Here is a 25,626-nt window from a genome sequence, read left to right as displayed (position 1 = left end):
CGTCCTTGCCCTACGTTCGCGCGTCCCGCCTACGCGACCCCACGCCGCGGGAGCGCTGGTAGGCGCCCGGCGGGACCCCGACGCTCCGTACGAAGTGCCGGTTCAGGTGCGGCTGGTCGGTGAACCCGACCGCGACGGCCGCCTCCGCCGGGGCCGTACCGGCGTCCAGCAGGCGCCGGGCCCGCCGCACGCGCGCGTCGGTCAGCCAGGTGTGCGGCGGCATGCCGTAGGCCTCCCGGAAGGCCCGCAGCAGGGCGAACGGGCTCGTGCCGAGGTCGGCGGCGAGCCGCTCCAGCGTCGGCGGGTCGACCATCCGCTCCTCCAGCACGGCACGCGCGCGTGCAGCGTCGCGGGCCCCGGCCGAACGCGGCGCCAGCGGCGTCGTCCGGCCGCCGTGGCTGCGCAGCATCCTCGCCGTGACCAGTCGCAGCAGGCTGTCGGCGGCCAGCGCGTTGCCCTCCTCGGCCGCCCGGTGGACACCGATGACGAGCTGCGCGGCGTACGGGTCGTCCACGACGGGCTCCGTGAAGCCGACGTCACCCCGCAGGGCGAGGGTGTCGGCGGCGATGGACCGGATCAGCTCCGCGTCCGGGTAGATCGTGCGGTACGTCCAGCCCTCGGGCACTCCGGCGTGCCCGGTGTGCGGGGTGTCGGGGTTGACCAGGGCGATCTGCCCGGGTCCCGCGTGCACGAGTGCGTCGCGGTAGTGGAAGGCCTCCACGCCGTCGGTGATCGCGGCGAAGACGAAGGTCTCGTGGGTGTGGCGGGCGAAGGCCTTGCGGACGTAGTGGGCATGCAGCAGATCGACGCCGGGCAGCTCGGGATACCGCCAGTACCGTGCCCGCTCCCCGCTCGCCATACCCCCCATTCTGCGCCTCCGCCGCACCTCGCCACGAGGCGGGTTTCCCCAGGTCCGGGCGGTTGTCAGTGGTGGGGTGCACGATGGATGCCATGGTCAGGTCTGCGCTCGACTCGTTCTCCCCCGCGACCCGCGGCTGGTTCACCGGGGCCTTCCGCGCGCCCACGGCGGCGCAGGAGGGTGCCTGGCAGGCCATCGGCGCGGGCTCGGACGTGCTCGTCGTGGCCCCGACCGGTTCGGGCAAGACCCTGGCCGCCTTCCTGGCCTCCCTGGACCAGCTCGCCTCCACTCCCCCGCCGGCGGACCCGAAGAAGCGCTGCCGGGTGCTGTATGTGTCGCCGCTCAAGGCGCTGGCCGTCGACGTCGAGCGCAATCTGCGCTCCCCGCTGACCGGTATCCGCCAGGAGGCGGTCCGCCTCGGGCTTCCGGAGCCGGAGGTGCGGGTGGGGATCCGGTCCGGGGACACCCCGCCCGCCGAGCGCCGGGCGCTGGCGACCAAGCCGCCGGACATCCTGATCACCACGCCCGAGTCGCTGTTCCTGATGCTGACCTCCGCCACTCGGGATGCGCTGTCCGGTGTCGAGACGGTGATCCTGGACGAGGTGCACGCGGTCGCCGCGACCAAGCGCGGCGCCCATCTCGCGCTTTCCCTGGAGCGGCTCGACGAGCTGCTGCCCCGCCCGGCCCGCCGGATCGGCCTGTCGGCGACGGTTCGTCCGGTGGACGAAGTGGCCCGCTATCTCTCCCCGCAGCGCAAGGTGGAGATCGTCCAGCCGCCTTCCGGCAAGGAGTTCGACCTGTCGGTGGTCGTCCCGGTCGAGGACATGGGCGAGCTGGGCGGTTCGCCCGCCTCGGAGGCCTCGGAGGGCGGTGACAAGCCGTCGATCTGGCCGCATGTCGAGGAGCGCATCGCCGACCTCGTCCAGGCTCACCGCTCCACGATCGTCTTCGCCAACTCGCGCCGGCTCGCCGAGCGGCTGTGCAACCGCCTGAACGAGATCGCGTACGAGCGTGCCATGGGGGAGCCGCTCCCCGAGGGACGCCCGCCGGCCGAAATCATGGCCCAGTCGGGGGCGGCGCAAGGGGCTCCCGCACTGCTCGCCCGTGCCCACCACGGCTCTGTGTCCAAGGAGCAGCGCGCCCAGGTCGAGGAGGACCTCAAGGCCGGCCGGCTACCCGCCGTGGTGGCCACGTCCAGCCTGGAGCTGGGCATCGACATGGGCGCGGTGGACCTGGTCGTGCAGGTCGAGTCGCCGCCCTCGGTCGCCTCCGGCCTCCAGCGCGTGGGCCGCGCCGGCCACCAGGTAGGCGCCGTCTCCACGGGCGTGGTCTTCCCCAAGTACCGCGGCGACCTGGTCCAGGCGGCCGTGGTCACCGAGCGGATGCGCAGCGGTTCGATCGAGTCGATGCGGATCCCCGCGAACCCCTTGGACGTCCTCGCCCAGCAGCTGGTCGCGATGGTCGCCCTGGACACCTGGCAGATGGACGACCTGCTGACCGTAGTCCGCCGGGCCGCGCCCTTCTCCTCCCTGCCCGATTCCGCCTTCACGGCCGTCCTGGACATGCTGGCGGGCCGCTACCCCTCGGACGCGTTCGCCGAGCTGCGCCCGCGCGTGGTCTGGGACCGGGTCGCCGGGACGGTCACCGGCCGCCCGGGCGCGCAGCGACTCGCCGTCACCTCGGGCGGCACGATCCCCGACCGGGGCCTGTTCGGAGTCTTCCTGGCAGGCGCCGACCCGAAGAAGGGCGGAGGCCGGGTCGGCGAGCTGGACGAGGAGATGGTGTACGAGTCCAGGGTCGGCGACGTCTTCACCCTCGGCACGACCTCCTGGCGGATCGAGGACATCACGCGAGACCGGGTGCTGGTCTCCCCCGCCCCCGGAGTTCCCGGCCGGCTTCCCTTCTGGAAGGGCGACCAGCTGGGCCGCCCGCTCGAACTGGGCCGCGCCGTGGGCGCGTTCCTGCGCGAGGTCGGTTCGCTGGCCACGGAGGACGCCCGACTGCGGCTGGTCGCCGCGGGCCTGGACGCCTGGGCCGCCGACAACGTCCTGGCGTATCTGGACGAGCAGCGCCAGGCATGCGGCCATGTGCCGGACGACCGCACGATCCTGGTCGAGCGCTTCCGGGACGAGCTCGGCGACTGGCGGGTCGTCATCCACTCCCCCTTCGGGGCCCAGGTGCACGCGCCGTGGGCGCTGGCCCTCGGCGCCCGGCTCGCCGAGCGGTACGGCATGGACGCCCAGGTCATGCACGCCGACGACGGGATCGTGCTGCGGCTGCCCGACGCCGATCTGATGAGCCTGGATCTCCTGGACCAGGACCCGGCCCGCCTCGACACGACGTACGACTCCGACCAGGCGCCGATCGGGGCGGCCGACGCCCTCTTCGACAAGGGCGAGATCGGCCAGATCGTCACGGACCAGGTCGGCGGTTCGGCCCTGTTCGCGTCCCGCTTCCGCGAGTGCGCGGCGCGGGCCCTCCTGCTGCCCAAGCGCAATCCGGGCAAGCGCACCCCGCTCTGGCAGCAGCGCCAGCGAGCCGCCCAGCTGCTCCAGGTGGCGAGCGAGTTCGGCTCCTTCCCGATCGTCCTCGAAGCGGTACGGGAGTGTCTCCAGGACGTCTTCGACGTCCCCGGGCTCACCGAGCTGATGGGGGACATCGAGTCCCGCCGGGTCCGCCTGGTCGAGGTGACCACCCCCGAGCCGTCCCCCTTCGCCCGCTCCCTCCTCTTCGGCTACGTCGCCCAGTTCCTGTACGAGGGCGACTCCCCGCTCGCCGAGCGGCGGGCCGCCGCGCTCTCGCTCGACTCCCGCCTCCTCGCCGAGCTGCTCGGCCAGGCCGAACTGCGCGAGCTGCTCGACGCGGACGTGCTGACCGAGCTGGAAAAGGAGCTGCAGTGGCTCACGGAGGACCGCCGCATCAAGGACGTGGAGGGGGTCGCCGACCTCCTGCGCGTCCTCGGCCCGCTCAGCGACGCCGAACTGGCGGAGCGCGGCGCCGATCCGGAGTGGGCCCCCGCACTCGGAGCGGCCCGCCGGGCCATCCGGGTCCGGATCGCCGGCGCCGACCACTGGGCCGCGATCGAGGACGCGGGCCGCTTGCGGGACGCGCTCGGCACGGCGCTGCCGGTGGGCGTCCCCGAGGCGTTCACCGAGCCGGTCAAGGACCCGCTGGGCGACCTCCTGGCCCGGTTCGCCCGCACGCACGGCCCGTTCACCTCCTCCGCGGCAGCCGCCCGCTTCGGCCTCGGCGCGGCGGTCACCGACGGCGCCCTCCAGCGCCTCGCCGCGGCCGGGCGTGTCGTCCAGGGCGAGTTCCACCCTTCCGGGATCGGCCAGGAGTGGTGCGACGCCGCCGTGCTGCGCCGTCTGCGCCGCCGTTCCCTCGCCGCGCTCCGCCACGAACTGGAGCCCGTCCCCCCGGCCGCCCTCGCCACCTTCCTGCCCCAGTGGCAGCATCTGGGCGGCAACAGCCTGCGCGGGATCGACGGACTGGCCCGCGCCGTCGAGCAGTTGCAGGGCGCCCCCGTGCCCGCCTCCGCCCTGGAGAAGCTGATCCTGCCCTCCCGGGTCAGGGACTACTCCCCCGCCCTGCTCGACGAGCTGACCACCACCGGCGAGGTCGTCTGGGCCGGCGCCGGAGCCCTGCCCGGCAAGGACGGCTGGGTCTCCCTCTATCTCGCGGACGCGGCTCCCCTGCTGCTCCCGCCCCCGCACCCGCTGGAGACCACCGCGCTCCACGAGTCGGTGCTCACCCTCCTGTCCGGCGGTTACGGCCTGTTCTTCCGTCAGATCGCCGACCAGGTCAGGGCCACCACCCACCCGGACGCCACCGATCCCCAACTCGCCGACGCCGTCTGGGACCTGGCATGGTCGGGCCGGCTCACCAACGACACCCTCGCCCCGCTGCGCTCCCTGCTCGGCTCGGGGCGTACGGCAGGATCCACGGCCCACCGCGCCAAGCGCACGATCCCGCGTGGCCGTTACGGCACTCTCACCGCCGCGGCCCGTCCGGCCTCGCGAACCGGCCCGCCCACCGTCAGCGGCCGGTGGTCCCTGCTCCCCCCGGCCGAACCGGAGCCGACCCACCGCGCCCACGCGCTCGCCCGCACCCTCCTGGACCGGCACGGCGTGGTCACCCGGGGAGCGGTGGCCGCCGAGGGCGTCGAGGGCGGCTTCTCGGCGACGTACCGCATCCTGTCCGCCTTCGAGGACAGCGGCCAGGCGCGCCGCGGTTATGTCGTCGAGGGGCTCGGCGCGGCCCAGTTCGCCATGGACGGCGCCGTCGACCGGCTGCGCGCGGCAGCCACCGCCCGTGACCGGGGGGCGGAGGCGGGCGCCGGCCCCCGGGCGGTGGTCCTCGCCGCCGCCGATCCGGCGAACGCGTACGGGGCGGCGCTGCCCTGGCCCGAGCCGCCCACCGGCGCCGGTCACAAGCCGGGCCGCAAGGCCGGCTCGATGGTCGTGCTGGTCGACGGCGAGCTCACGCTCTACATGGAGCGCGGCGGCAAGACCCTGCTGTGCTGGCCCACCGACCCGGACGACCCGGCGCTCAGGGCAGCGGCCGAGTCCCTGGCCGCGTCCGCCCTGGCGGGCTCTCTCGGCACGGTCACGGTGGAGCGGGTCAACGGAGCGGCCGCCCTGACCTCCCCGCTCGCCCGGGCCCTGGAGACGGCCGGCTTCCACGCCACCCCGCGAGGACTCCGTCTGCGCCCCTAGGTCCGGAAGGTAGCGCCGTCTGCCCGCAGGGCAGGGCCCGCGGCGTCCGGTGCGTGCGATCGCAAGGCGGAGGGTCGCCCTCGTACCGGGCGTACTCGGGTGACCCCGACAACGCAGCGAGCGAGCGGGCCAGGCGACGCGGGCCTGGCGGGACTTTACGGACCCGGGCTAGGGGCGAACCAGGGCCCGGTGCGCCCCACCAGTTCTCCCGGTGCGCGCCCCACCCGTCGCCCGTCCCGCATCATGGATCCATGCCCGAAGGAGACACCGTCTGGCGGACCGCCCACCGACTGCACACCGCGCTGGCCGGACACGTCCTGACCCGGTCCGATCTGCGGGTGCCCCGGTTCGCCACCGCCGATCTCACGGGACGCGCGGTCCTCGACGTGACCCCGCGCGGAAAGCACCTCCTCACCCGGTTCGAGGGCGGCCTCACCCTCCACTCGCATCTGCGGATGGACGGGTCGTGGCAGGTGTACGCCACCGGCGAACGCTGGCGCGGCGGTCCCGACCACCAGATCCGGGCGATCCTCGGCACCGCCGACCACACAGCAGTCGGCTACCGCCTTCCCGTCCTCGAACTGATCCGCACCGCCGAGGAGCGGAACGTCGTGGGCCACCTGGGCCCGGACCTCCTCGGGCCGGACTGGGACCCGGAGGAGGCTGTCCGGAGACTCACCGCCGACCCCTCCCGCACGCTCGGCGAGGCTCTCCTCGACCAGCGCAACCTGGCGGGCATCGGGAACGTCTACAAGTCGGAGCTGGCGTTCCTGGCGGCGGTGACCCCCTGGCTCCCGGTCGGTGAGCTGGCCCCCGGCGTCCCCGAGCGGCTCGTCGCCACCGCCCGCCGTCTCCTCGACGCCAACAAGGACCGCCCCGACCGCCGCACCACCACGTATCCCCGGAGCCGGGAACGTCTCTATGTATACGGGCGCGAGAGGCGTCCATGTCCGCGCTGTGGCGCACCCATCCGCAAGGCGGAACTCGGCGACCGCGTCACCTACTGGTGCGCCGGCTGCCAGAAGGGCCCGTCGGACGCGCCCACGCCCACTGATTGACGACCCGTCAGAACTGGTCGTACGGTCCGCTCATGCCCTTGAGCGCGTACGACCTCGCCGGCCGCACGGCCTTCGTCACGGGCGCCGGCGGCGGCATCGGCCGGGCCACCGCCGTCCTCCTCGCGGCGGCGGGTGCCATCGTCCACTGCGCGGACCGCGACGAACCGGGCCTCCGGGAGACAGCGGCTCTCGTCGCCCAGCAGGGCGGGGCCGCGTGTATCCACCCGCTGGACGTGACCGACCGGCCCGCCCTCGCCGCGGCGGTCGCCGCCGCGGGCCCGCTCCACGTCATGGCCGCGATCGCCGGAATCATGCACACGAGCACGGTCCTGGAGACCCGCGAAAACGACCTCGACCGGGTCCTCGCGGTCAACTTCAAGGGCGTTCTCCACGCCTGCCAGGAGGCGGTGCGTTCAATGATCGCCGCAGGAATCCCCGGCTCCATCGTCACGATGGCGTCCGGAGCGATGGACACCGCGAGCCCGGGTCTGCTCTGTTACAGCGTCTCCAAGGCGGCAGTCGTCCAGCTGACCAAAACCCTGGCCACCGAGGTCGGCCGGTACGGCATCCGCGTCAACGCGATCGCGCCCGGCTGGATCCGCACCCCCATGACCGACCGCCATGAACCGGCCGCACAGGAGCAGGCGGAGACGGCCATGGCCCGGCACTCCCCCCTGGGCCGCGTCGGCGAGCCGACGGACATCGCGCACGCGGTCCTCCACCTCGCCTGCGACGCCTCCTCGTTCACGACGGGTCAGATTCTCCGTCCGAACGGCGGCGTCGCGATGCCGTGGTGAACCGCCTCCCCCCCATGCCCTCGACGATCCGGCCGAGACGCGTCCGGCCGCCCGTGGCGGCGGACGCCGTCACGTGCACCGGCAGCAGGCTCAGCCCCCAGCCGCCGGCCGCGACCGCCCCCTCGACCAGCCCGGACCGCTCCGGGACCAGCACCAGTCGCAGCACCGCCCACCACCACAGCCCGCCGACCACCAGCGCGCTCGCCATCAGTGCGAGCGTCACCAGCGGAACCCGTCGCCGTGCCATGGCCGCCTCCTGCGGTCGACGCTAGACCGGCCGTATCACCCGGCGGGAGGGCGCACCGGAGGCAGACCCGGCGCGCGAAAGGCACGGAGCGCTCGAAAGCCGCCGATCCCGCCGGAGGCGAACACCGGCCGAGCCCGCACCGGCCGAGCCGGCGCCGCGCATCGCCACAGCGGGGCGCATGAGCTAGGCGCTCTCCGCCTGGAACATCCAGGCATGCTTCTCGAGGTCGGCCGTGAGCCCGATCAGGATGTCCTGGGTGACCGGGTCCGGCTCGTCCGTGACCTCGATCCGCTCCCGCATCCGCGCGATCACCGCGACGAGAGCGTCGACCAGGATCTTCACGGCGTCCGTGTCCTTGATCCAGCCCGTGGGCACCTCACCGATGGCGCTGCCCGAGGCCACCGACGCGGCCCGGCCGTCCGGATTGACACCCACCGCCGAGGCACGCTCGGCCACCACGTCGGAGTGCTGCCGCGCGGTGGCCACGACCTCGTCGAGCTGGAGGTGGACCGAGCGGAACCGGGGTCCGACCACGTTCCAGTGGACCTGCTTGGCGACCAGGCCGAGGTCGACCAGATCAACCAGCGCGCCCTGCAAAGCGTTGCCGACCGTCTTCAGGTCGGTGTCGGACAGCGAGCTCTTCACGACGGACATGCGTGTTCTCCAACCAGTCGTACGTTTCTCCTCACCATGGCACGCATCACCTGAATCGGGCATCTCAAACGCAGCCACTCGAACACCCCGGCTCGAACACCCCGGCTCGAGCAGCCCAGCTCGAGCAGCCCGCCTCCAAAGGCCCGGCTCCACCAGCCCGAAGCCCCCCGCACTCCGCGCCGCCGTCGGCGCAACGTCTCCCGCCCGCGCCCGCAAGCCCCCTGACAACGCGAAAGCCCCGGTCGGCGCCCACTCGGGGCATCGACCGGGGCTTTCACCCACGTCATGTCAGGTCAGGCAGCGACGACGTCCACCGCTTCCGCGGGCGCCTTGATGGTCACCCGCTCGGTGGGCACACCGGCCACCGACGTCACCGACACCGAATTGAGCATCGGGCGTACCGGCGTCGGCACCGGTTCGCTCGCCGCTGCCGACTCGGCCAGTTCGGCCAATGACAGCTCGTCGCTCACTTCACGCATGAGCTCGGACATCCGTACGTCAAGCGCGTCGCAGATCGCGGAGAGCAGTTCGGAGGAAGCCTCCTTCTGCCCCCGCTCCACCTCGGAAAGATAGCCGAGCGAAACTCGGGCGGACGAGGAGACTTCGCGCAGAGTACGGCCCTGGCGCTGGCGCTGCCGACGCAGCACGTCACCCAACAGGCGACGGAGCAGAATCATCGGTGGCTCCCTCCTCGGACCGCGTAGCCGCATCCTTCACGCCCCACCGTACCGCCTCGCGCTGCGGCCGTGCGGGGAGCGATGTCGTGTTCACTCAGGGCTGCAAACATCAATTCCCCCCGTTCTGTTCCGTATCCTGTGCCCGCGCATTTCCCGAGAGTTCGTCGCCGAGCAGTTCCAGCACGCTCCGTACACTCTCTCTACGGATTTCCGCACGGCCGCCGTTCAACCGCAATGCGGCCACTTTCCCCGCTCCGACGGGGCCCGCCACGGCCACGTACACCGTGCCGACCGGCTGCCCGTCCTGGGGTTCGGGGCCGGCGACCCCGGTCGTCGCGATACCCCAGTCGGCACCGAGCCGAAGCCGCACACCGGCCGCCATCTGCAGCGCGACCTCCGGATCCACCGCGCCGCGCTCCTCCAGAAGGGTCCCGTCGACCCCTAGAAGTTCGCGCTTCAGGGCCGTTGCGTATGCCGTGACGGACCCGCGGAAGCTTTTCGAGGCTCCAGCAACCTCCGTCAGCTCTCCGGCCACCAGGCCGCCCGTGAGGGACTCCGCGGCGGCCAGCGTCTGATCACGCTCCGCAAGCAGTCCCAGCACCCGGGCGGCGGTGCTCATCGCCCCGACCCCGCCGCGGGCCGCTCGGCGGCCGCCACGGCCCGCTCCTTCGCCAGGCCCCTGCGCCGCAGCACGATCGCCTGGCGTACGTAGTCCAGGCCGGTGACCACCGTCAGCACGACGGCCACCAGCATCACCCAGAAGCGCAGGGTGGCGAGTGGACCGGTGAGCACGAGGACATACATGCCGACCGCCGCGCCTTGAGCCAATGTCTTCATCTTGCCGCCGCGACTGGCCGGAATCACCCCGTGCCTGATCACCCAGAACCGCATCAGCGTGATCCCGAGCTCCCGGGCGAGGATCACGATCGTCACCCACCAGAGCAGGTCGCCCAGCAAGGAGAGACAGATCAGGCCGGCCGCCATGATCGCCTTGTCGGCGATCGGGTCGGCGATCTTCCCGAAGTCGGTGACCAGGTTGTACGTCCGGGCCAGATGCCCGTCGAAGACGTCCGTGATCATGGCGACGGCGAACGCCGCCCACGCCCAGGCCCGCCAGACCGGGTCGTGCCCGCCGTCCTGGAGGAGCAGCACCACGAAGCCGGGCACGAGCACCAGCCGGATCATGGTGAGGATGTTGGCGATGTTCCACAGGCCGGCCTGGCCGACAGGCTTGGCTCCCCCGACGCCCGGGGGGCGCGGGGGGACCCCCAGCTTTCCGCCGGGCGCAGGCCTACCGCTCCCGCCCGTAGCGGATGCCGGGACTCCGGTCATCTGCCCGCCTCCTCAAAAAGACACTCGGCCACCAGGTCGACGCCTTCCGTTCCCACGACCTTCGCCATGACCATACGGCCGGGCATCAGGTCCAGGCCCGCCGCGGATTCGGTGGTGATGACCACCTGGCCGTCCGTCTCCGGAGCCTGGTGGGCCGCACGACCGATCACGCCGTCCTCCTCGTCGCCGGAGCCGGTGGATCCGACCGATTCGACGAGTACTTCCAGGGTCTCTCCGATCCGCTCCTCCGCGCGCTGGGCGGTGAGCTCCTCCGCGAGCCGCGAGAGGTGGGCGAGCCGCTCGTCCACGACCTCCTGGTCGAGCTTGTGCTCGTACGTGGCGGCTTCGGTGCCGTCCTCGTCGGAGTAGCCGAAGACGCCGATGGCGTCGAGCCGCGCGTGGGTGATGAAGCGTTCCAGCTCGGCGAAGTCCGCGTCGGTCTCGCCGGGGAAGCCCACGATGAAGTTGGACCGGGCACCGGCCGTCGGGGCCTTCCCCCGGATCGTCTCCAGGAGCTCCAGGAAGCGGTCGGTGTCCCCGAAGCGACGCATGGCCCGCAGGACGTCGGGAGCGCTGTGCTGGAAGGACAGGTCGAAGTAGGGGGCGACCTTCTCGGTGGAGGTCAGCACGTCGATCAGCCCGGGCCGCATCTCGGCGGGCTGGAGGTAGCTGACCCGGACCCGCTCGATGCCGTCGACTGCCGCGAGGTCGGGCAGCAGGCTCTCCAGGAGGCGGATGTCGCCCAGGTCCTTGCCGTAGGAGGTGTTGTTCTCGGAGACCAGCATGATCTCCTTCACGCCCTGCTCGGCGAGCCACCGAGTCTCATTGAGGACGTCGGAGGGACGCCGCGAGACGAAGGAGCCGCGGAAGGACGGGATGGCGCAGAAGGAGCAGCGCCGGTCGCAGCCGGAGGCCAGCTTCACGGAGGCGACGGGGCTGGTGTCGAGCCGGCGGCGCAAGGGGGCGCGCGGCCCGGACGCCGGGGCGAGGCCCTCCGGAAGGTCGCTCGGCACGTTCTCGGGAGCCTGCGGAGCCTGGGTGCCCTGCGTGGCCTCCGGGGCGCCGTGTCCTGGCAGAGCCACTCCGGCGGCGGCCTGCTGCCGCTCCACGGGCGACAGCGGCAGCAGCTTGCGCCGGTCACGGGGGGTGTGGGCCTCGACACTGCCGCCGCTGAGGATCGTCTGCAGGCGGTCGGAGATGTCGGCGTAGTCGTCGAAGCCGAGCACGCCGTCGGCTTCGGGAAGGGCCTCGGCGAGCTCCTTGCCGTACCGCTCGGCCATGCAGCCGACCGCGACGACGGCCTGGGTCTTGCCGTGGTCCTTCAGATCGTTCGCTTCGAGGAGGGCGTCGACGGAGTCCTTCTTGGCGGCCTCGACGAATCCACAGGTGTTGACGACGGCGACATCGGCGTCCTGGGCGTTCTCGACGAGCTCCCAGCCGTCCGCTGCCAAGCGGCCTGCGAGCTCCTCCGAGTCCACCTCGTTACGGGCGCAGCCAAGAGTGACAAGGGCGACGGTACGGCGTTCGGGCATGGACTCAAGACTACTTTGTCCTGGCCGTACCCCCGCCGCGCAGGGTTCACCTGCGCGACGGCGGGCAGTGGGCCGCCGGATCGGTGGGCCGCCGGCCCGCGCGGATCATCCGGCCTCGGGGTCGCCCTTGGTGTACGAGAGCCGCTCGACCTGGCCGGCCTCGAAGGAGTCCTCGATCTTCTTGCCGTTCACGTAGAGCTCGATGGCTCCGGCGTTGCCGAGAATCAGGTCGATGCGCTCGTCGTCCTGGAAGGTCTTGGACTCGCCCTTGAGGAGCAGGCCGTCGAAGAGCAGCTTGCCGTCGTGCGCCTTGGCCGAGATCCAGCTCTTGTCGTCGACCGCGGTCATCTTGACGGTGACCTTGTCCTTCGGGACCGCGGCGATGGCACTCTCGGAAGGCGCCGGCTTGGTGCCGGGCGTCTTGGTCGGCTTCGGCTTCGGGGTGGTGGTCTTCTTCTCCGGGGCGGGTCCCTCCGCCACGGTTCCGGTCCCGCCCCGCACGTCGTTCCCGTTGAACATCGAGAAACCGACGAAGCCGATGACGGCGACGATGGCGGCGACCATGGCGGCGGTCCAGTTGGGGCGGCGCGGCTCGGGGCGGATACGTTCCGCCTCGAAGAGCGGCGCGGCGGGGGTGGGTGCGGGCCGGCCGCCGTGCTCGGCGTCGTACTGCTCGACGAGCGGAGCGGGGTCGAGGCCGACGGCGCGCGCGAGCGTACGGATGTGACCGCGCGCGTAGACGTCGCCGCCGCAGCGCGAGAAGTCGTCCTCCTCGATCGCGTGCACGATGGGGATCCGGACTCGGGTGGACGCGCTGACCTCTTCGACGGTGAGACCGGAGGCGATCCGCCCCTGCTGGAGGGTACGGCCGATCGAATCCCGGTCTTCCGGCGGGAAGTCACGGTCGTCTTCGGGGGAGTTGCCGATGGACACGAGAGCGCCTTTCGAGCGTGTAACCACCTGCTGGAGGTTCAGTCTATGGGTGGTACGAAAGGGTGGGGCAACCGGGCGGACGCGGTTTGTACGCCATGAGGCTGGGACATCGTTATGTCCCTCCCTCCAACTTGACGTATGGCCAAGGGAAACGGTTGCCCTGGGTTCCCTTACGAGTGAGTCTCGGCCAGGTCTCGTTTTCGACCGCCCGGTTACTCCTCCCGGTCTACTTCCCCGAGCTACTCTCCCGACTCCCCACGGATGACGGCCAGTACTCCGTCCAGCTCGTCCGGCTTGACGAGCACGTCGCGCGCCTTGGACCCCTCGCTCGGGCCGACGATGTTCCGTGATTCCATCAGGTCCATCAGCCGTCCGGCCTTGGCGAAGCCGACGCGCAGCTTGCGCTGGAGCATGGACGTGGAGCCGAACTGCGTGGAGACGACCAGCTCGGCGGCCTGGCACAGCAGGTCGAGGTCGTCGCCGATGTCCTCGTCGATCTCCTTCTTCTGCTTGGTGCCGACGGTGACGTCGTCCCGGAAGACCGGCGCCATCTGGTCCTTGCAGTGCTGGACGACGGCCGCGACCTCTGCCTCGGTGACGAAGGCGCCCTGCATACGGACCGGCTTGTTCGCGCCCATCGGCAGGAACAGGCCGTCACCCTTGCCGATGAGCTTCTCCGCGCCGGGCTGGTCCAGGATGACGCGGCTGTCGGCGAGCGAGGAGGTGGCGAAGGCGAGCCGAGAGGGCACGTTCGCCTTGATCAGGCCGGTGACGACGTCCACGGAGGGCCGCTGGGTGGCGAGCACCAGGTGGATGCCGGCGGCGCGCGCCAGCTGGGTGATCCGGACGATGGCGTCCTCGACGTCCCGGGGCGCGACCATCATCAGGTCGGCCAGCTCGTCCACGATGACCAGCAGGTACGGGTAGGGCTGCAGCTCGCGCTCGCTGCCCTCGGGGAGTTTGACCTTGCCCTGGCGGATGGCCGCGTTGAAGTCGTCGATGTGCCGGAAGCCGAAGGCGGCCAGGTCGTCGTAGCGCAGGTCCATCTCGCGCACCACCCACTGCAGGGCCTCGGCGGCCCGCTTGGGGTTGGTGATGATCGGCGTGATCAGGTGCGGGATGCCCTCGTACGCGGTGAGCTCGACCCGCTTGGGGTCGACCAGGACCATCCGGACGTCCTCGGGGGTCGCTCTTATCATCACCGAGGTGATGAGGCAGTTGATGCACGAGGACTTTCCGGATCCGGTGGCTCCGGCGACCAGGATGTGCGGCATCTTCGCCAGGTTGGCCATCTCGTAACCACCCTCGACGTTCTTACCGAGCGCGACGAGCATCGGGTGGTCGTCCTCGGCCGCGGCGGCGAGCCGCAGCACGTCGCCTAGGTTGACCATCTCCCGGTCGCTGTTCGGGATCTCGATGCCGACGGCGGACTTGCCCGGGATCGGCGAGATGATCCGGACGTCCGGGGAGGCCACGGCGTACGCGATGTTCTTGGTCAGGGCCGTGATCTTCTCGACCTTCACGGCGGGGCCGAGCTCGACCTCGTACCGCGTGACCGTCGGCCCGCGGGTGAAGCCGGTGACAGCCGCGTCCACCTTGAACTCGCTGAAGACGGTGGTGAGCGACTCCACCACGGCGTCGTTGGCCGCGCTGCGGGTCTTGCCCGGACCGCCACGCTCCAGCAGGTCCAGCGAGGGCAGCGCGTAGGTGATGTCGCCGGAGAGGTGCAGCTGCTCCGCGCGGGGCGGCAGCTCGGTGGTCTCGGGCGCGGGCTTGGTCAGATCCGGTACGGCTCCGGGAACGCGCCCGGCGTCCGCGCCCCGGGCCGGCGGCACCGGGGCAGCCGCGGGAACCTCCCCGCCCCGCGCGCCCCCGGCGGTCTCCGGCGCGGCCGCGGCTCGCGCGGCGGCCCGCTCGGTGGTGACGTCCCGGGTCAGATCGGCGACCAGCGGGGAGGGCGGCATACCGTTGAGCACAGCCCCGTCGAGCGCGGCGGCGGCCGCCGCCGCGACGTCCACGGCGTCCATGGGCCGGTCGAGGGCGGGCTGGGCGGAAGACCGGCGCGTGCGTCCTCGCCGGGTGAGCGCCTCCTCCTCGACCCGGTCCACGTCGTACACCTGCGAGGGGGCGGTCGCACCGCGCCGGCCGCGGGCGGGCGGCGCGGCCGCCCGCCATCCTTCGTCGTACTCCTCCACGTCCTCGTACACGCTCTCCGGGTCGTACGCGGGCTCGACGAGTCCGAGCTTGACCCCGAGCGCGCGCAGCCGCTGCGGGATGGCGTTGACAGGGGTTGCGGTGACGACGAGCAGGCCGAAGACGGTGAGCAGGACGAGCAGCGGTACGGCGAGCACCTCGCCCATCATGAAGATCAGCGGCTTGGACGCCGCCCAGCCGATGAGCCCGCCGGCGTCCTGCATCGCCTTGGTGCCCTCGTCCCGACCGGGCGAGCCGCAGGCGATGTGGACCTGCCCCAGCACCCCGATGACGAGGGCGGACAGCCCGATGACGATCCGGCCGTTGGCCTCGGGCTTCTCCGGATAGAGGATCAACCGGAACCCGATCGAGCCCACCAGCAGCGGCACCAGCAGGTCGAGGCGCCCGAAGGCGCCGGTGACCAGCATCTCGACGAGGTCGCCGACCGGGCCGCGCAGATTGGACCAGGTCCCGGCGGCGACGATCAGCGCGACGCCGAGCAGCAGCAGGGCCATGCCGTCCTTGCGGTGGGCGGGGTCGAGTCCCTTGGCTCCCCGCCCTATCCCGCGGAACATCGCGCCCACGCCGTGCGCGAGGCCGAGCCAGAGCCCCCGGGCGAGCCGGTACACGCCCCCCGTCGGCGACGGGGCGGGCCTGGGCGCGGCCTTCTTCCCCGCGGTCCTCTTCGCGGGCACGCGCTTGGCGGGCGCCGCCTTCTTGGCCGTCCTCTTCGCGGGAGGCTTGGCGGGCGACTTCGCGGCGGACTTGACGGGCACCGCTTTCTTCGCGACGCCGGTCGTACGGCCGGCGCGCGGCTTCGCGGTGCCCTGGGAACCCTTGCCGGACGTACGTGAGGCCATGATGCTGAGGTTACCGGTGTGAGCGGCGGTGAACACGTGCGCGTCCCGCCTCACCCGTTCGTGTCGTCCCTGCCGGGGCACGAAACTGACGCCCGTTCATGACGGGCGCCAGCAGTGACGGTACGTCAGCTCTGCGAGGGGAGCGCGGTCGGACCGCCGGCCCCGGGCTCCAGTGCGTCGAGGGCCCGCCGCAACCCGGTGAGCTTGCGCTCCAGATGCGCGGCGGTGGCCACCGCCGCGGCGTCGGCCGAGTCGTCGTCGAGCTGCTTGGAGAGCGCCTCCGCCTGCTCCTCGACGGCGGCGAGGCGCGCGGACAGCTCGGCCAGCAGCCCCGCCGACTCCTTGGCGTGGCCGCCGTGCCCGCCGCCCTCCAGCTGGAGCCGGAGCAGCGCGGCCTGCTCGCGCAGCTGGCAGTTCTTCATGTACAGCTCGACGAAGACCGAGACCTTGGCGCGCAGCACCCACGGGTCGAACGGCTTGGAGATGTAGTCGACCGCGCCCGCCGCGTAGCCCCGGAAGGTGTGGTGGGGACCGTGGTTGATGGCGGTGAGGAAGATGATCGGGATGTCCCGGGTCCGCTCCCGCCGCTTGATGTGCGCGGCCGTCTCGAACCCGTCCATTCCAGGCATCTGGACGTCGAGAAGAATGACCGCGAAGTCGTCGGTCAACAGCGCCTTGAGCGCTTCCTCCCCTGACGATGCCCGCACCAGTGTCTGATCGAGCGCGGAGAGAATGGCCTCCAGCGCCAGCAGATTCTCCGGCCGGTCATCGACCAGGAGGATCTTGGCCTTCTGCACCATGCCCCGTCCTCCTCGCCCCGGCATGGGCTCTCCCCGACTCTCCGAGCCGGGGGAAGCACCGGGCGCCGCCCCAGAAGACGACTCCCATGCGCCGTCCGTCCTTGTGCCGGTCATGGTAGCCGCACCCCGCCTGTCGCCACACCCTGTCACCACGATGTCACTGTGCACGTAGCGGAAACGTGGTGAGAGACCAGAAGGTTCCCCGCATACCGGCCTCTCACACGCCTGTGGCGACAGTCGGTCGACAAGCTCAGCTTCCGTCTCCGCGCATCCACTGCTCCATCACCGACAGCAGGTGATCGGGATCCACCGGCTTGGTGACGTAGTCCGAGGCGCCGGACTCGATCGCCTTCTCCCGGTCCCCCTTCATCGCCTTCGCCGTCAGCGCGATGATCGGCAGCCCGGCGAACTGCGGCATCCGCCGGATCGCGGTCGTCGTCGCGTACCCGTCCATCTCCGGCATCATGATGTCCATCAGAACGACCGTCACATCGTCGTGCTGCTCCAGCACTTCGATGCCCTCACGGCCGTTCTCCGCGTAGAGCACCGCGAGCCCGTGCTGCTCCAGGACGCTCGTCAGCGCGAAGACGTTGCGAATGTCGTCGTCGACGATCAGCACCTTCTCACCGGCGAAGGAGTACGTGCGACGCGGCTCCATCCGCTCCTCGGCCGCCTGCTGATCGGTCTGCCCCTGCCGCCCGGGCTGTCCCGGCAGCGCCGGCCGCCCGTCCAGGCCGGACTGGGCCGCCTTCCTCCGGTGCCGGAAGAGGGCACCCGCCCCGGAGCGCATGTCGGCCGTCATGGGCGCGGGCGCGAAGTGCGCGACCCCGTCGAGCGTGACGTCCTCCGCACCCGACGCGCCCGACTGCGGGTCCATCGACCCGGGTCCGCCCTGCCCGTACCCCTGCGGCGGCAGTTCGCTGGGGCTCAGCGGCAGGTACAGCGTGAACGTCGAGCCGCGGCCCGGCTCGCTCGCCGCGTAGATCTCGCCGCCGAGGAGCCGCGCGATCTCCCGGCTGATCGAGAGACCCAGGCCCGTACCGCCGTACTTCCGGCTTGTCGTCCCGTCCGCCTGCTTGAACGCCTCGAAGATCACCCGCATCTTGCCCGCCGCGATGCCGATGCCGGTGTCCGTCACCGAGAACGCGATCAGATCGGCCGCCGGGTCGCGCAGCGAACCGGCCTCCAGGAGCTGCTCCCGGATCGACTGCGGTACGTCCGTCCCGGCCGGCCGGATGACCAGCTCCACCGCGCCCGTGTCGGTGAACTTGACCGCGTTGGACAGCAGGTTGCGCAGCACCTGCAGCAGCCGCTGCTCGTCGGTGTGGAGCGTGGCGGGCAGTTCGGGCGAGACGCGGACCGAGAAGTCGAGCCCCTTCTCCGCGGTCAGCGGCCGGAACGTCGCCTCGACGTAGTCGACGAGCTGCACCAGCGCGATACGGGTCGGGGAGACGTCCATCTTCCCCGCCTCGACCTTCGACAGGTCGAGGATGTCGTTGATCAGCTGGAGCAGGTCCGAACCGGCCCCGTGGATGGTCTCGGCGAACTCGACCTGCTTCGGCGAGAGGTTGGCGTCCGCGTTGTCGGCGAGCAGCTTGGCCAGGATCAGCAGCGAGTTGAGCGGCGTGCGCAGCTCGTGCGACATGTTGGCCAGGAACTCCGACTTGTACCGCATGGAGACCGCGAGCTGTTCGGCACGCTCCTCCAGGACCTGCCGGGCCTCCTCGATCTCGGTGTTCTTCACCTCGATGTCCCGGTTCTGGCGGGCGAGGAGCTCCGCCTTCTCCTCCAGCTCCGCGTTCGAGCCCTGGAGCTCCTTCTGCCGGTGCTCCAGCTCCGCCGAGCGCTCCCGCAGCTGCTCGGTCAGCTCCTGCGACTGCTTCAGCAGCACCTCGGTCTTGGTGTTGACGCTGATGGTGTTGACGGTGGTCGCGATCAGCTCGGCGAGCTGGTTGAGGAAGTCCCGCTGGATCTGGGTGAACGGCTGGAAGGAGGCCAGCTCGATCACGCCGAGGACCTTGCCCTCGAAGAGGACCGGAAGCACGATCACATGCGCCGGCGCGGCCTCGCCGAGCCCCGAGGAGATCTTCAGATAACCCGGCGGCACGTTGACCTGGATCGTCCGCTTCTCCTCGGCCGCGGTCCCGATGAGCGTCTCGCCGGGCCGGAACGAGGTCGGCATGGATCCGGCGGAGTAACCGTAACTGCCGCGCATCCGCAGCTCGTACGAGCCCTCCCGCTGCCCGCCGAGTTCGGCACTGCCCCCCGCGGAGCCGGTGGGCATCGCCACGAAGAAGGCGCCGTGCTGGGCCGAGACGACCGGCGTCAGCTCGCTCATGATGAGCGAGGCGACGTCGTCCAGATCCCGTCGGCCCTGCATCAGGCCGGAGATCCGGGCCAGGTTGCCCTTGAGCCAGTCCTGCTCCTCGTTGGCGAGGGTGGTGTCGCGCAGGTTGGCGATCATGGTGTTGATGTTGTCCTGGAGCGCCTGGATCTCGCCGGCCGCGTCCACCCCGTCGATCTTCAGGTTCAGGTCGCCGCGGGTCACCGCCGTGGCCACGGCCGCGATCGCGCGCACCTGCCGCGTCAGGTTCCCGGCCATCTCGTTCACGGACTCGGTCAGGTCCCGCCAGGTGCCGTCGACGTCCCGGACCCGCGCCTGGCCTCCGAGGATGCCCTCCGTACCCACCTCACGGGCCACGCGGGTGACCTCCTCGGCGAACGAGGACAGCTGGTCGACCATCGTGTTGATGGTGTTCTTCAGCTCCTGGATCTCACCGCGCGCGTCGATGTCGATCTTCTTGGTGAGATCGCCCTTGGCGATGGCGGTCGTCACCGCCGCGATCTGCCGCACCTGACCCGTCAGGTTGGACGCCATCGAGTTCACCGACTCGGTCAGGTCCTTCCAGGTGCCCGAGACACCCGGCACCCGCGCCTGACCGCCCAGCTCCCCTTCCGTGCCCACCTCACGGGCGACTCGCGTCACCTCGTCGGCGAACGACGACAGGGTCGTCACCATCGTGTTGACGGTGTCGGCGAGCTCGGCCACCTCGCCGCGCGCCTCGACCGTCACCTTCTTCGTCAGGTCGCCGTTGGCGACCGCCGAGGAGACCCGTGAGATGTTCCGCACCTGACTGGTCAGGTTGTTGGCCATCAGGTTGACGTTGTCGCTCAGGTCCTTCCAGATGCCCGTGACCCCGCGCACCCGCGCCTGACCGCCGAGGATGCCCTCCGTGCCCACCTCACGGGCGACTCGCGTCACCTCGTCGGCGAAGTTGGACAGCTGGTCGACCATCGTGTTGACGGTCGTCACCAGCTCCAGGATCTCGCCCTTGGCGTCGACGGTGATCTTCTTCGACAGGTCGCCCTTGGCGACCGCCGTGGTGACCTCGGCGATGTTGCGCACCTGGGAGGTCAGGTTGTTCGCCATGAAGTTCACGGACTGGGTGAGGTCCTTCCAGGTGCCGGAGACCCCCTGCACCTCGGCCTGACCGCCCAGGATTCCCTCCGTACCCACCTCACGGGCCACCCGGGTCACCTGCTCCGCGAAGCTGGAGAGCTGGTCCACCATCGTGTTGAGGGTGTTCTTCAGCTCCAGGATCTCGCCGCGCGCGTCCACGTCGATCTTCTGCGACAGGTCACCGCGCGCCACGGCCGTGGCGACCTGCGCGATGTTACGGACCTGGGCGGTGAGGTTCCCGGCCATGCCGTTCACCGAGTCGGTCAGATCGCGCCACACACCGGCGACACCCGGCACCTGCGCCTGACCGCCGAGTCGGCCGTCCGTACCCACCTCACGGGCCACCCGGGTCACCTGCTCCGCGAAGGCGGACAGCTGGTCGACCATGGTGTTGATGGTGTTCTTCAGCTCCAGGATCTCGCCGCGCGCGTCCACGTCGATCTTCTGCGACAGATCACCGCGCGCCACGGCCGTCGTCACCTGCGCGATCTGACGCACCTGCGACGTCAGGTTGCCGGCCATGAAGTTGACGGAGTCGGTGAGCTCCTTCCACGTACCGGAGACACCGTCGACGCGGGCCTGACCGCCGAGGCGGCCCTCCGTGCCCACGTCCCGCGCCATCCGCGTCACCTGGTCGGCGAAGGACGACAGCTGCGACACCATCGTGTTGACGGTGTTCTTCAGCTCCAGCATCTCGCCGGCCACGTCGACGGTGACCTTCTGCGACAGATCACCGTTGGCGACCGCCGTCGTCACCTGCGCGATGTCCCGCACCTGACCGGTCAGGTTGCGGAACGCCGTGTTCACCGAGTCGGTCAGGTCCTTCCACTTCCCGGCCGCGCCCGGCACCTCGGCCTGGCCGCCAAGCAGACCCTCGACACCGACCTCGCGCGCGACCCGGGTCACCTCCGAACCGAAGGCGGACAGCTGGTCCACCATCGTGTTGACGGTGTTCTTCAGCTCCAGCATCTCGCCGGCCACGTCGACGGTGACCTTCTGCGACAGATCACCGTTGGCGACCGCCGTCGTCACCTGCGCGATGTCCCGCACCTGCGTGGTGATGTTCCGGAAGACGGTGTTGACCGAGTCGGTCAGGTCCTTCCACGTTCCGGCCGCGCCCGGCACCTGCGCCTGACCGCCGAGCAGACCCTGCGCACCGACCTCGCCGGAGACCCGGGTCACCTCGTCGGCGAACGTCCGCAGCGTCTCGGTCATCTGGTTGATGGTGTCCGCGAGCTGCGCGACCTCACCACGCGCGCTCACTCTGACCTTCTGCGACAGATCACCGTTGGCGACCGCCGTGGTGACCTCGGCGATACCCCTCACCTGATTGGTCAGGTTCCCCGCCATCGTGTTGACGGAGTCGGTGAGGTCCTTCCACACGCCCGCGACGCCGGCCACCTCGGCCTGACCGCCCAGCTCACCCTCGGTGCCCACCTCGCGCGCGACCCGGGTCACCTCGGAGGAGAACGAGGAGAGCTGGTCCACCATCGTGTTGACGGTGTTCTTCAGCTCCAGCATCTCGCCGTCGACATGCGCCGTGACCTTCTGCGACAGATCACCGTTGGCGACCGCCGTCGTGACGAGAGCAATGTCACGTACCTGCGCCGTCAGCCGGTACGCCATGGTGTTGACCGAATCAGTGAGGTCCTTCCACGAACCGGACATACCGCGCACCTGCGCCTGACCGCCCAGCTTTCCTTCCGTACCGACCTCGAGGGCGACCCGGGTCACCTCGTCCGTGAACGCCGACAGCTGGTCGACGAGATTGTTCACGGTCCGCGCGACCTTCAGGAACTCCCCGCGCAGCGGCCTCGCGGTCCCGTCGGGACCGTCCGACCGCAGGTCCATCCGCTGGTCCAGATCGCCCTCGGCGACCGCCGAGAGGACCCGCCCCACTTCGGAGACCGGCCGCGTCATGTCGTCCACGAGCGCGTTCGCGGCCTCGATCGCCGCCGCCCAGGCACCCTCACCCGCGCCGGCCTCCAGGCGCTCCGACAGCTTGCCCTCGCGCCCCACCACCCGGCGGACCCGCGACAGTTCGCCGGTCAGATGCATCTGCCGGGCCGCGACCTCGTTGAAGACGGCCGAGATCTCCGCCATCACCCCGTCGCCCGACACCGTCAGTCGTTTACGGAAGTTCCCGTCCCGCATCGAGACCAGGGCGGCGAGCAACCGCTCCATCGCCGCCTCGTCCATTTGCACCGTCCCACCACTCCGGGACCGTCCGCCCTTCGCCCGCGTGCCGCTGCCGCTGCCGCGCCGCGCCGTCGTGCCAGACTCCACCGTGTCCCTCCCGAAGGGGTTGAGCGTCCTGCTCGGGCCGTCACCACAAGCCTGCCCAGTGTTTCACCGCAGCCGAACCAGGCCATAACAGTTCGGCAGCTTCGCATAACGTCCCCACCCTCGGGGGACGGAAACTGCGGTGACCGGCATCCGCCCGGACAGTGAAGGTAAGTAACCTGGCATCCGGCTGTCCAACCGCCCCGGTCCGCCCGGCGGGGGCGGGGCGGACCGAGGACGAGCACCGGGCAGCGGGAGGGGCAGACCGACCATGGCAGAGCCGGGCGTCGAAACGCGTACGAGGAGTTCTGTGATCACCGCGCGGGCGGCTGCCACTTTCGACCCTGTCGGACGGTCCGTCGCGACCGCCCGCGCCTTCGTCCGGGACACCCTCCAGGGCTGGGGCTACGCCGAGGTCGTCGACGACGCCGTCGTCCTCACCAGCGAACTCGTCACCAACGCCGTGATCCACGCCGGCACCGCCGCCGAGGTCCTCTGCCTGCGCAGCGACGACGGGATCCGCATCGAGGTGGCCGACCGCTACCCCGAGCGCGAGATCCCCGTCCAGGGCGGCCGCACGCTCGCCCACCCCGACCGGGAGAACGGCCGGGGCCTGCTGCTGTGCGCCGCCCTCGCCACCCGCTGGGGCGTCGACTACACACCGACGCAGAAGCACGTCTGGTTCCAGCTCGACCTGCCCGAGCGACCGATCGGCACCCGTGCGGCCGGTCCGGTCCTCCCCGACGCCCTCCTGCCCGTGAGCGACGGCCGCGTCCGCGTCGCCGTCGCCCAGATCGACCGCGGCGGCACCATCACCGCGTGGAACGAGGACGCCGAGGAGCTCTTCGGGTACGGCGCGGAACAGGTCACGGGCAAGCCCCTCGGCGACCTCGCCGCCTGGCCGCACACCCCCGGCATTGGCACCGGTCTCGTCGAGGCTCTCCAGCTCTCCCGCTGGGAGGGCAGTTACGGCATCCGCTGCGCCGACGGCCGGGTCATCCCCGTCTACGCCTCCCACCTGCGCATCCGCGACGCCGAGGGCGAGCCCTCCACGGTCTGTCTCCTGGTACGGGAGTACGAGCGCGCGGTCCTCCAGACCCCGCAGCGGCAACCGGTCTCCGACTCGGCTTCCGAGAGCCGCTCAGCGGACCCCTTCGAGCTCTTCATCGGCTCCCCCGCCCCTGACGACCTGGACGGCCTCCTCCAGCGCACGGTGGAGCGCGCCCGGGACATGCTCGACGGCGACTCCGCCTTCCTCCTGCTCGCCACGGACGACGAGACCGAACTGGAGGTACGGGCCACCACGGGCCTCCCCTCCGCCCGTCAGCGCTTCGCCCGCGTCCCGGTCGAGACGGGCGCCAGCCGCTACGGCTCCGCCCGGATGCCGGCCGTCCACGAGGACCTGGCGGCCGTCCCGGGAGCGGCCCCGCTCCTCGAAGGCACCGGCATGCGCTCGGTCGTCACGGTCCCCCTCAAGGTCGAGGGCCGGCTCACCGGCTCGCTCGGCGTCGCCGCCGAGAGCCCGAACCGCTACTCCAACGAGGAGGCGCTCCGCCTCCAGTTCGCCGCCGACCGCATCGCGCTCGCCGTCGAGTCCGCGCGTCTGGGCGAGCTCGAGCGCCTGCGCCGCGGCTCCCTCAGCTTCCTGGTCGAGGCCTCGGACCTGCTGGCCGGCACCCTGGACCGGGACCAGACCCTGGCCCTCATGGCCCAGATGACGGTTCCCACCCTGGCCACCTGGTGCGCGGTCTACACGATCGCCGACCAGGCCTCGGACCCGTACCTCTCCTACGTCCTGCACGAGGACGAGGACCGCATCGACGGCCTGAAGGCCCTGCTGTCCTCCATCGCCCCGCCCGACCCGGTGCCCACTCCGGGCGCCCGTGTCTGGGCGGCGCCCGGAGACGCCGCACACCGGGCGGCGCTCTCCATCTCGATGCGCGAACTGGGCCACGGCAGCGGCCCGTTGTCCTCCGGTATCGACTCGACGCTCGCCACGGCGGCCGCGGTCGGCGGCGAGACGGTGGTCCTGCCACTCGTCGCCCGCAACCGGGTCATCGGCATGCTGACGCTCGGCAAACCCTCGGACGACCACTTCCGCCAGGAGATCCTGGAGCTCGCCGAGGACCTCTCCCGCCGGGCGGCCCTCGCCCTGGACAACTCCCGCCTCTACTCCGAGCGTGTGGCGATCAGCCAGTCCCTCCAGCGCAGCCTGCTGCCCCCCGGCCTGCCCGACATTCCCGGCGTCGAGGTCGACGTCATCTACCGCGCGGCCGGCGAGGGCAACGAAGTGGGCGGCGACTTCTACGACCTCTTCCCGATCCGCGACAACGCCTACGGCTTCGCCATCGGCGACGTCTGCGGTACGGGACCGGAGGCCGCGGCCGTCACGGGCCTGGCCCGGCACGCCCTGCGCCTCCTGGCCCGCGAGGGCTTCGGCGGCCCGGCGGTCCTGGAACGCCTCAACGCCGCGATCCTCGACGAGGGCGCCCGCAGCCGCTTCCTCACCCTGCTGTACGGCGAGCTGTGGCCGCAGGAGGACGGCTCGGCCGTCCTGAAGGTCGTCTGCGCCGGCCATCCGCTGCCGCTCCGCCTGCGGCAGGACGGCACGGTCGTCCCGGCCGCCGACCCGCAGCCGCTGCTCGGCGTCCTGGAGGATCTGGAGCTGTACGAGCAGACGGTCACGCTCGACCCGGGCGACGTCCTGCTGTGCGTCACGGACGGCGTCACGGAGCGCCGTGAGGGCACTCGCATGCTCGGCGACGACGGCCTCGCCGAAGTGCTCAAGACGTGTACGGGCCTCACGGCCGGAGCGGTGGCCGCCCGCATCCTCCGCGCGGTCGAACGCTTCGCCCAGGAGCCGGCCTCCGACGACATGGCCATCCTGGCCATGCGCCTCCCCGAGCCCCACCACGGCGACTGAGACCAGCCGTGGAACCGCCCGCCTCCCCGGCGGAAGGTTCCACGGCTTTCCGCCCTGGAAACAAAAAAGACCCCCACCGGGTGGTGGGGGTCTTTCTCTTTTCTTCTGAGCCCTTTAACGGAATCGAACCGTTGACCTTCTCCTTACCATGGAGACGCTCTACCGACTGAGCTAAAAGGGCGGGTTGTTCGGCGGTGTCCTACTCTCCCACAGGGTCCCCCCTGCAGTACCATCGGCGCTGAAAGGCTTAGCTTCCGGGTTCGGAATGTAACCGGGCGTTTCCCTAACGCTATGACCACC

Annotated in this window: 15 protein-coding genes, 1 tRNA gene and 1 rRNA gene; 4 read left to right on the top strand and 13 right to left on the bottom strand. The window is 71.1% G+C overall.

All coding sequences use genetic code 11. The features are described 5' to 3' along the window. Window positions 1-10 precede the first annotated feature (10 nt). Window positions 11-859, bottom strand: a complete 849-nt coding sequence (locus IE136_RS29075) for an AraC family transcriptional regulator (RefSeq protein ID WP_373309175.1) — start codon at window positions 857-859, stop codon at window positions 11-13. Window positions 860-951: 92 nt separating this feature from the next. On the opposite strand from IE136_RS29075, the gene IE136_RS29070 reads away from it, so the two are divergent. From IE136_RS29070 to IE136_RS29060, 3 genes are all read left to right on the top strand, one after another. After that, entirely contained in the window at window positions 952-5,577 is a 4,626-nt protein-coding gene (locus tag IE136_RS29070) for an ATP-dependent helicase (protein WP_158991155.1), read from the top strand. Between the two features lie 251 nt (window positions 5,578-5,828). Beyond that, window positions 5,829-6,635: an Fpg/Nei family DNA glycosylase gene (locus IE136_RS29065; RefSeq protein ID WP_158991153.1), complete on the top strand. Its 807-nt coding sequence runs from the start codon at window positions 5,829-5,831 to the stop codon at window positions 6,633-6,635. 32 nt (window positions 6,636-6,667) lie between these two features. Further along, the gene (locus tag IE136_RS29060; RefSeq protein WP_158991152.1) at window positions 6,668-7,432 is read left to right on the top strand and encodes an SDR family NAD(P)-dependent oxidoreductase; all 765 of its coding nucleotides are present in this window, start codon (window positions 6,668-6,670) and stop codon (window positions 7,430-7,432) included. Here IE136_RS29060 and IE136_RS29055 read toward each other — a convergent pair. From IE136_RS29055 to IE136_RS29010, 10 genes are all read right to left on the bottom strand, one after another. After that, window positions 7,380-7,679, bottom strand: coding sequence for a hypothetical protein (locus IE136_RS29055; RefSeq protein ID WP_189601806.1), 300 nt, complete (start codon window positions 7,677-7,679; stop codon window positions 7,380-7,382). The two genes, IE136_RS29060 and IE136_RS29055, sit on opposite strands and share 53 nt — an antisense overlap. Before the next feature lie 183 nt (window positions 7,680-7,862). Further along, window positions 7,863-8,333 (bottom strand): Dps family protein, encoded by a 471-nt coding sequence (locus tag IE136_RS29050; RefSeq protein WP_158991150.1) that lies wholly within the window; start codon window positions 8,331-8,333, stop codon window positions 7,863-7,865. A 293-nt stretch (window positions 8,334-8,626) separates the two neighbouring features. Further along, on the bottom strand, window positions 8,627-9,010 hold the full coding sequence (locus IE136_RS29045; protein ID WP_041131554.1) for a helix-turn-helix domain-containing protein: 384 nt from the start codon (window positions 9,008-9,010) through the stop codon (window positions 8,627-8,629). A 109-nt stretch (window positions 9,011-9,119) separates the two neighbouring features. Beyond that, window positions 9,120-9,629, bottom strand: a complete 510-nt coding sequence (locus IE136_RS29040) for a CinA family protein (protein ID WP_158991148.1) — start codon at window positions 9,627-9,629, stop codon at window positions 9,120-9,122. Next, a complete protein-coding gene (pgsA, locus tag IE136_RS29035; protein WP_189601805.1) occupies window positions 9,626-10,342 on the bottom strand; it encodes a CDP-diacylglycerol--glycerol-3-phosphate 3-phosphatidyltransferase in 717 nt (238 codons plus the stop codon). Before pgsA ends, IE136_RS29040 begins: the two co-directional genes overlap by 4 nt. After that, complete coding sequence (gene rimO / locus IE136_RS29030; protein WP_158991146.1) at window positions 10,339-11,874, bottom strand: 30S ribosomal protein S12 methylthiotransferase RimO; 1,536 nt, start codon at window positions 11,872-11,874, stop codon at window positions 10,339-10,341. Before rimO ends, pgsA begins: the two co-directional genes overlap by 4 nt. A 105-nt stretch (window positions 11,875-11,979) precedes the next feature. After that, on the bottom strand, window positions 11,980-12,807 hold the full coding sequence (locus IE136_RS29025; protein WP_158991144.1) for a helix-turn-helix domain-containing protein: 828 nt from the start codon (window positions 12,805-12,807) through the stop codon (window positions 11,980-11,982). A gap of 239 nt (window positions 12,808-13,046) precedes the next feature. Continuing rightward, on the bottom strand, window positions 13,047-15,860 hold the full coding sequence (locus IE136_RS29020) for a DNA translocase FtsK (protein WP_189601804.1): 2,814 nt from the start codon (window positions 15,858-15,860) through the stop codon (window positions 13,047-13,049). Window positions 15,861-15,985: 125 nt separating this feature from the next. Continuing rightward, the gene (locus tag IE136_RS29015) at window positions 15,986-16,660 is read right to left on the bottom strand and encodes a response regulator (RefSeq protein ID WP_189601803.1); all 675 of its coding nucleotides are present in this window, start codon (window positions 16,658-16,660) and stop codon (window positions 15,986-15,988) included. A 250-nt stretch (window positions 16,661-16,910) separates the two neighbouring features. After that, window positions 16,911-22,319, bottom strand: a complete 5,409-nt coding sequence (locus IE136_RS29010; RefSeq protein ID WP_158991138.1) for a HAMP domain-containing protein — start codon at window positions 22,317-22,319, stop codon at window positions 16,911-16,913. A gap of 355 nt (window positions 22,320-22,674) precedes the next feature. On the opposite strand from IE136_RS29010, the gene IE136_RS29005 reads away from it, so the two are divergent. Next, the gene (locus tag IE136_RS29005) at window positions 22,675-25,326 is read left to right on the top strand and encodes a SpoIIE family protein phosphatase (protein WP_158991136.1); all 2,652 of its coding nucleotides are present in this window, start codon (window positions 22,675-22,677) and stop codon (window positions 25,324-25,326) included. Between the two features lie 108 nt (window positions 25,327-25,434). Here IE136_RS29005 and IE136_RS29000 read toward each other — a convergent pair. Both IE136_RS29000 and rrf read right to left on the bottom strand, forming a co-directional pair. Beyond that, window positions 25,435-25,507: transfer RNA gene (locus IE136_RS29000), tRNA-Thr, on the bottom strand. Between the two features lie 5 nt (window positions 25,508-25,512). Beyond that, window positions 25,513-25,626, bottom strand: a 5S ribosomal RNA gene (gene rrf, locus IE136_RS28995); the annotation flags it as partial.

It is taken from the genome of Streptomyces lateritius (assembly GCF_014649715.1).
Classification (GTDB): domain Bacteria; phylum Actinomycetota; class Actinomycetes; order Streptomycetales; family Streptomycetaceae; genus Streptomyces; species Streptomyces lateritius.
Note: the sequence above shows the minus strand (reverse complement) of the source record. Positions and strands in the feature narration are given on the sequence as shown.

Coding starts and splice junctions, on each gene's coding strand:
- IE136_RS29010 (WP_158991138.1), bottom strand. CDS start 22,319: ATGGACGAGGCGGCGATGGAGCGGTTGCTCGCCGCCCTGGTCTCGATG.
- IE136_RS29020 (WP_189601804.1), bottom strand. CDS start 15,860: ATGGCCTCACGTACGTCCGGCAAGGGTTCCCAGGGCACCGCGAAGCCG.
- IE136_RS29040 (WP_158991148.1), bottom strand. CDS start 9,629: ATGAGCACCGCCGCCCGGGTGCTGGGACTGCTTGCGGAGCGTGATCAG.
- IE136_RS29065 (WP_158991153.1), top strand. CDS start 5,829: ATGCCCGAAGGAGACACCGTCTGGCGGACCGCCCACCGACTGCACACC.
- IE136_RS29005 (WP_158991136.1), top strand. CDS start 22,675: ATGGCAGAGCCGGGCGTCGAAACGCGTACGAGGAGTTCTGTGATCACC.
- IE136_RS29015 (WP_189601803.1), bottom strand. CDS start 16,660: ATGGTGCAGAAGGCCAAGATCCTCCTGGTCGATGACCGGCCGGAGAAT.
- IE136_RS29045 (WP_041131554.1), bottom strand. CDS start 9,010: ATGATTCTGCTCCGTCGCCTGTTGGGTGACGTGCTGCGTCGGCAGCGC.
- IE136_RS29050 (WP_158991150.1), bottom strand. CDS start 8,333: ATGTCCGTCGTGAAGAGCTCGCTGTCCGACACCGACCTGAAGACGGTC.
- IE136_RS29075 (WP_373309175.1), bottom strand. CDS start 859: ATGGCGAGCGGGGAGCGGGCACGGTACTGGCGGTATCCCGAGCTGCCC.
- IE136_RS29070 (WP_158991155.1), top strand. CDS start 952: ATGGTCAGGTCTGCGCTCGACTCGTTCTCCCCCGCGACCCGCGGCTGG.
- IE136_RS29055 (WP_189601806.1), bottom strand. CDS start 7,679: ATGGCACGGCGACGGGTTCCGCTGGTGACGCTCGCACTGATGGCGAGC.
- pgsA (WP_189601805.1), bottom strand. CDS start 10,342: ATGACCGGAGTCCCGGCATCCGCTACGGGCGGGAGCGGTAGGCCTGCG.
- rimO (WP_158991146.1), bottom strand. CDS start 11,874: ATGCCCGAACGCCGTACCGTCGCCCTTGTCACTCTTGGCTGCGCCCGT.
- IE136_RS29060 (WP_158991152.1), top strand. CDS start 6,668: ATGCCCTTGAGCGCGTACGACCTCGCCGGCCGCACGGCCTTCGTCACG.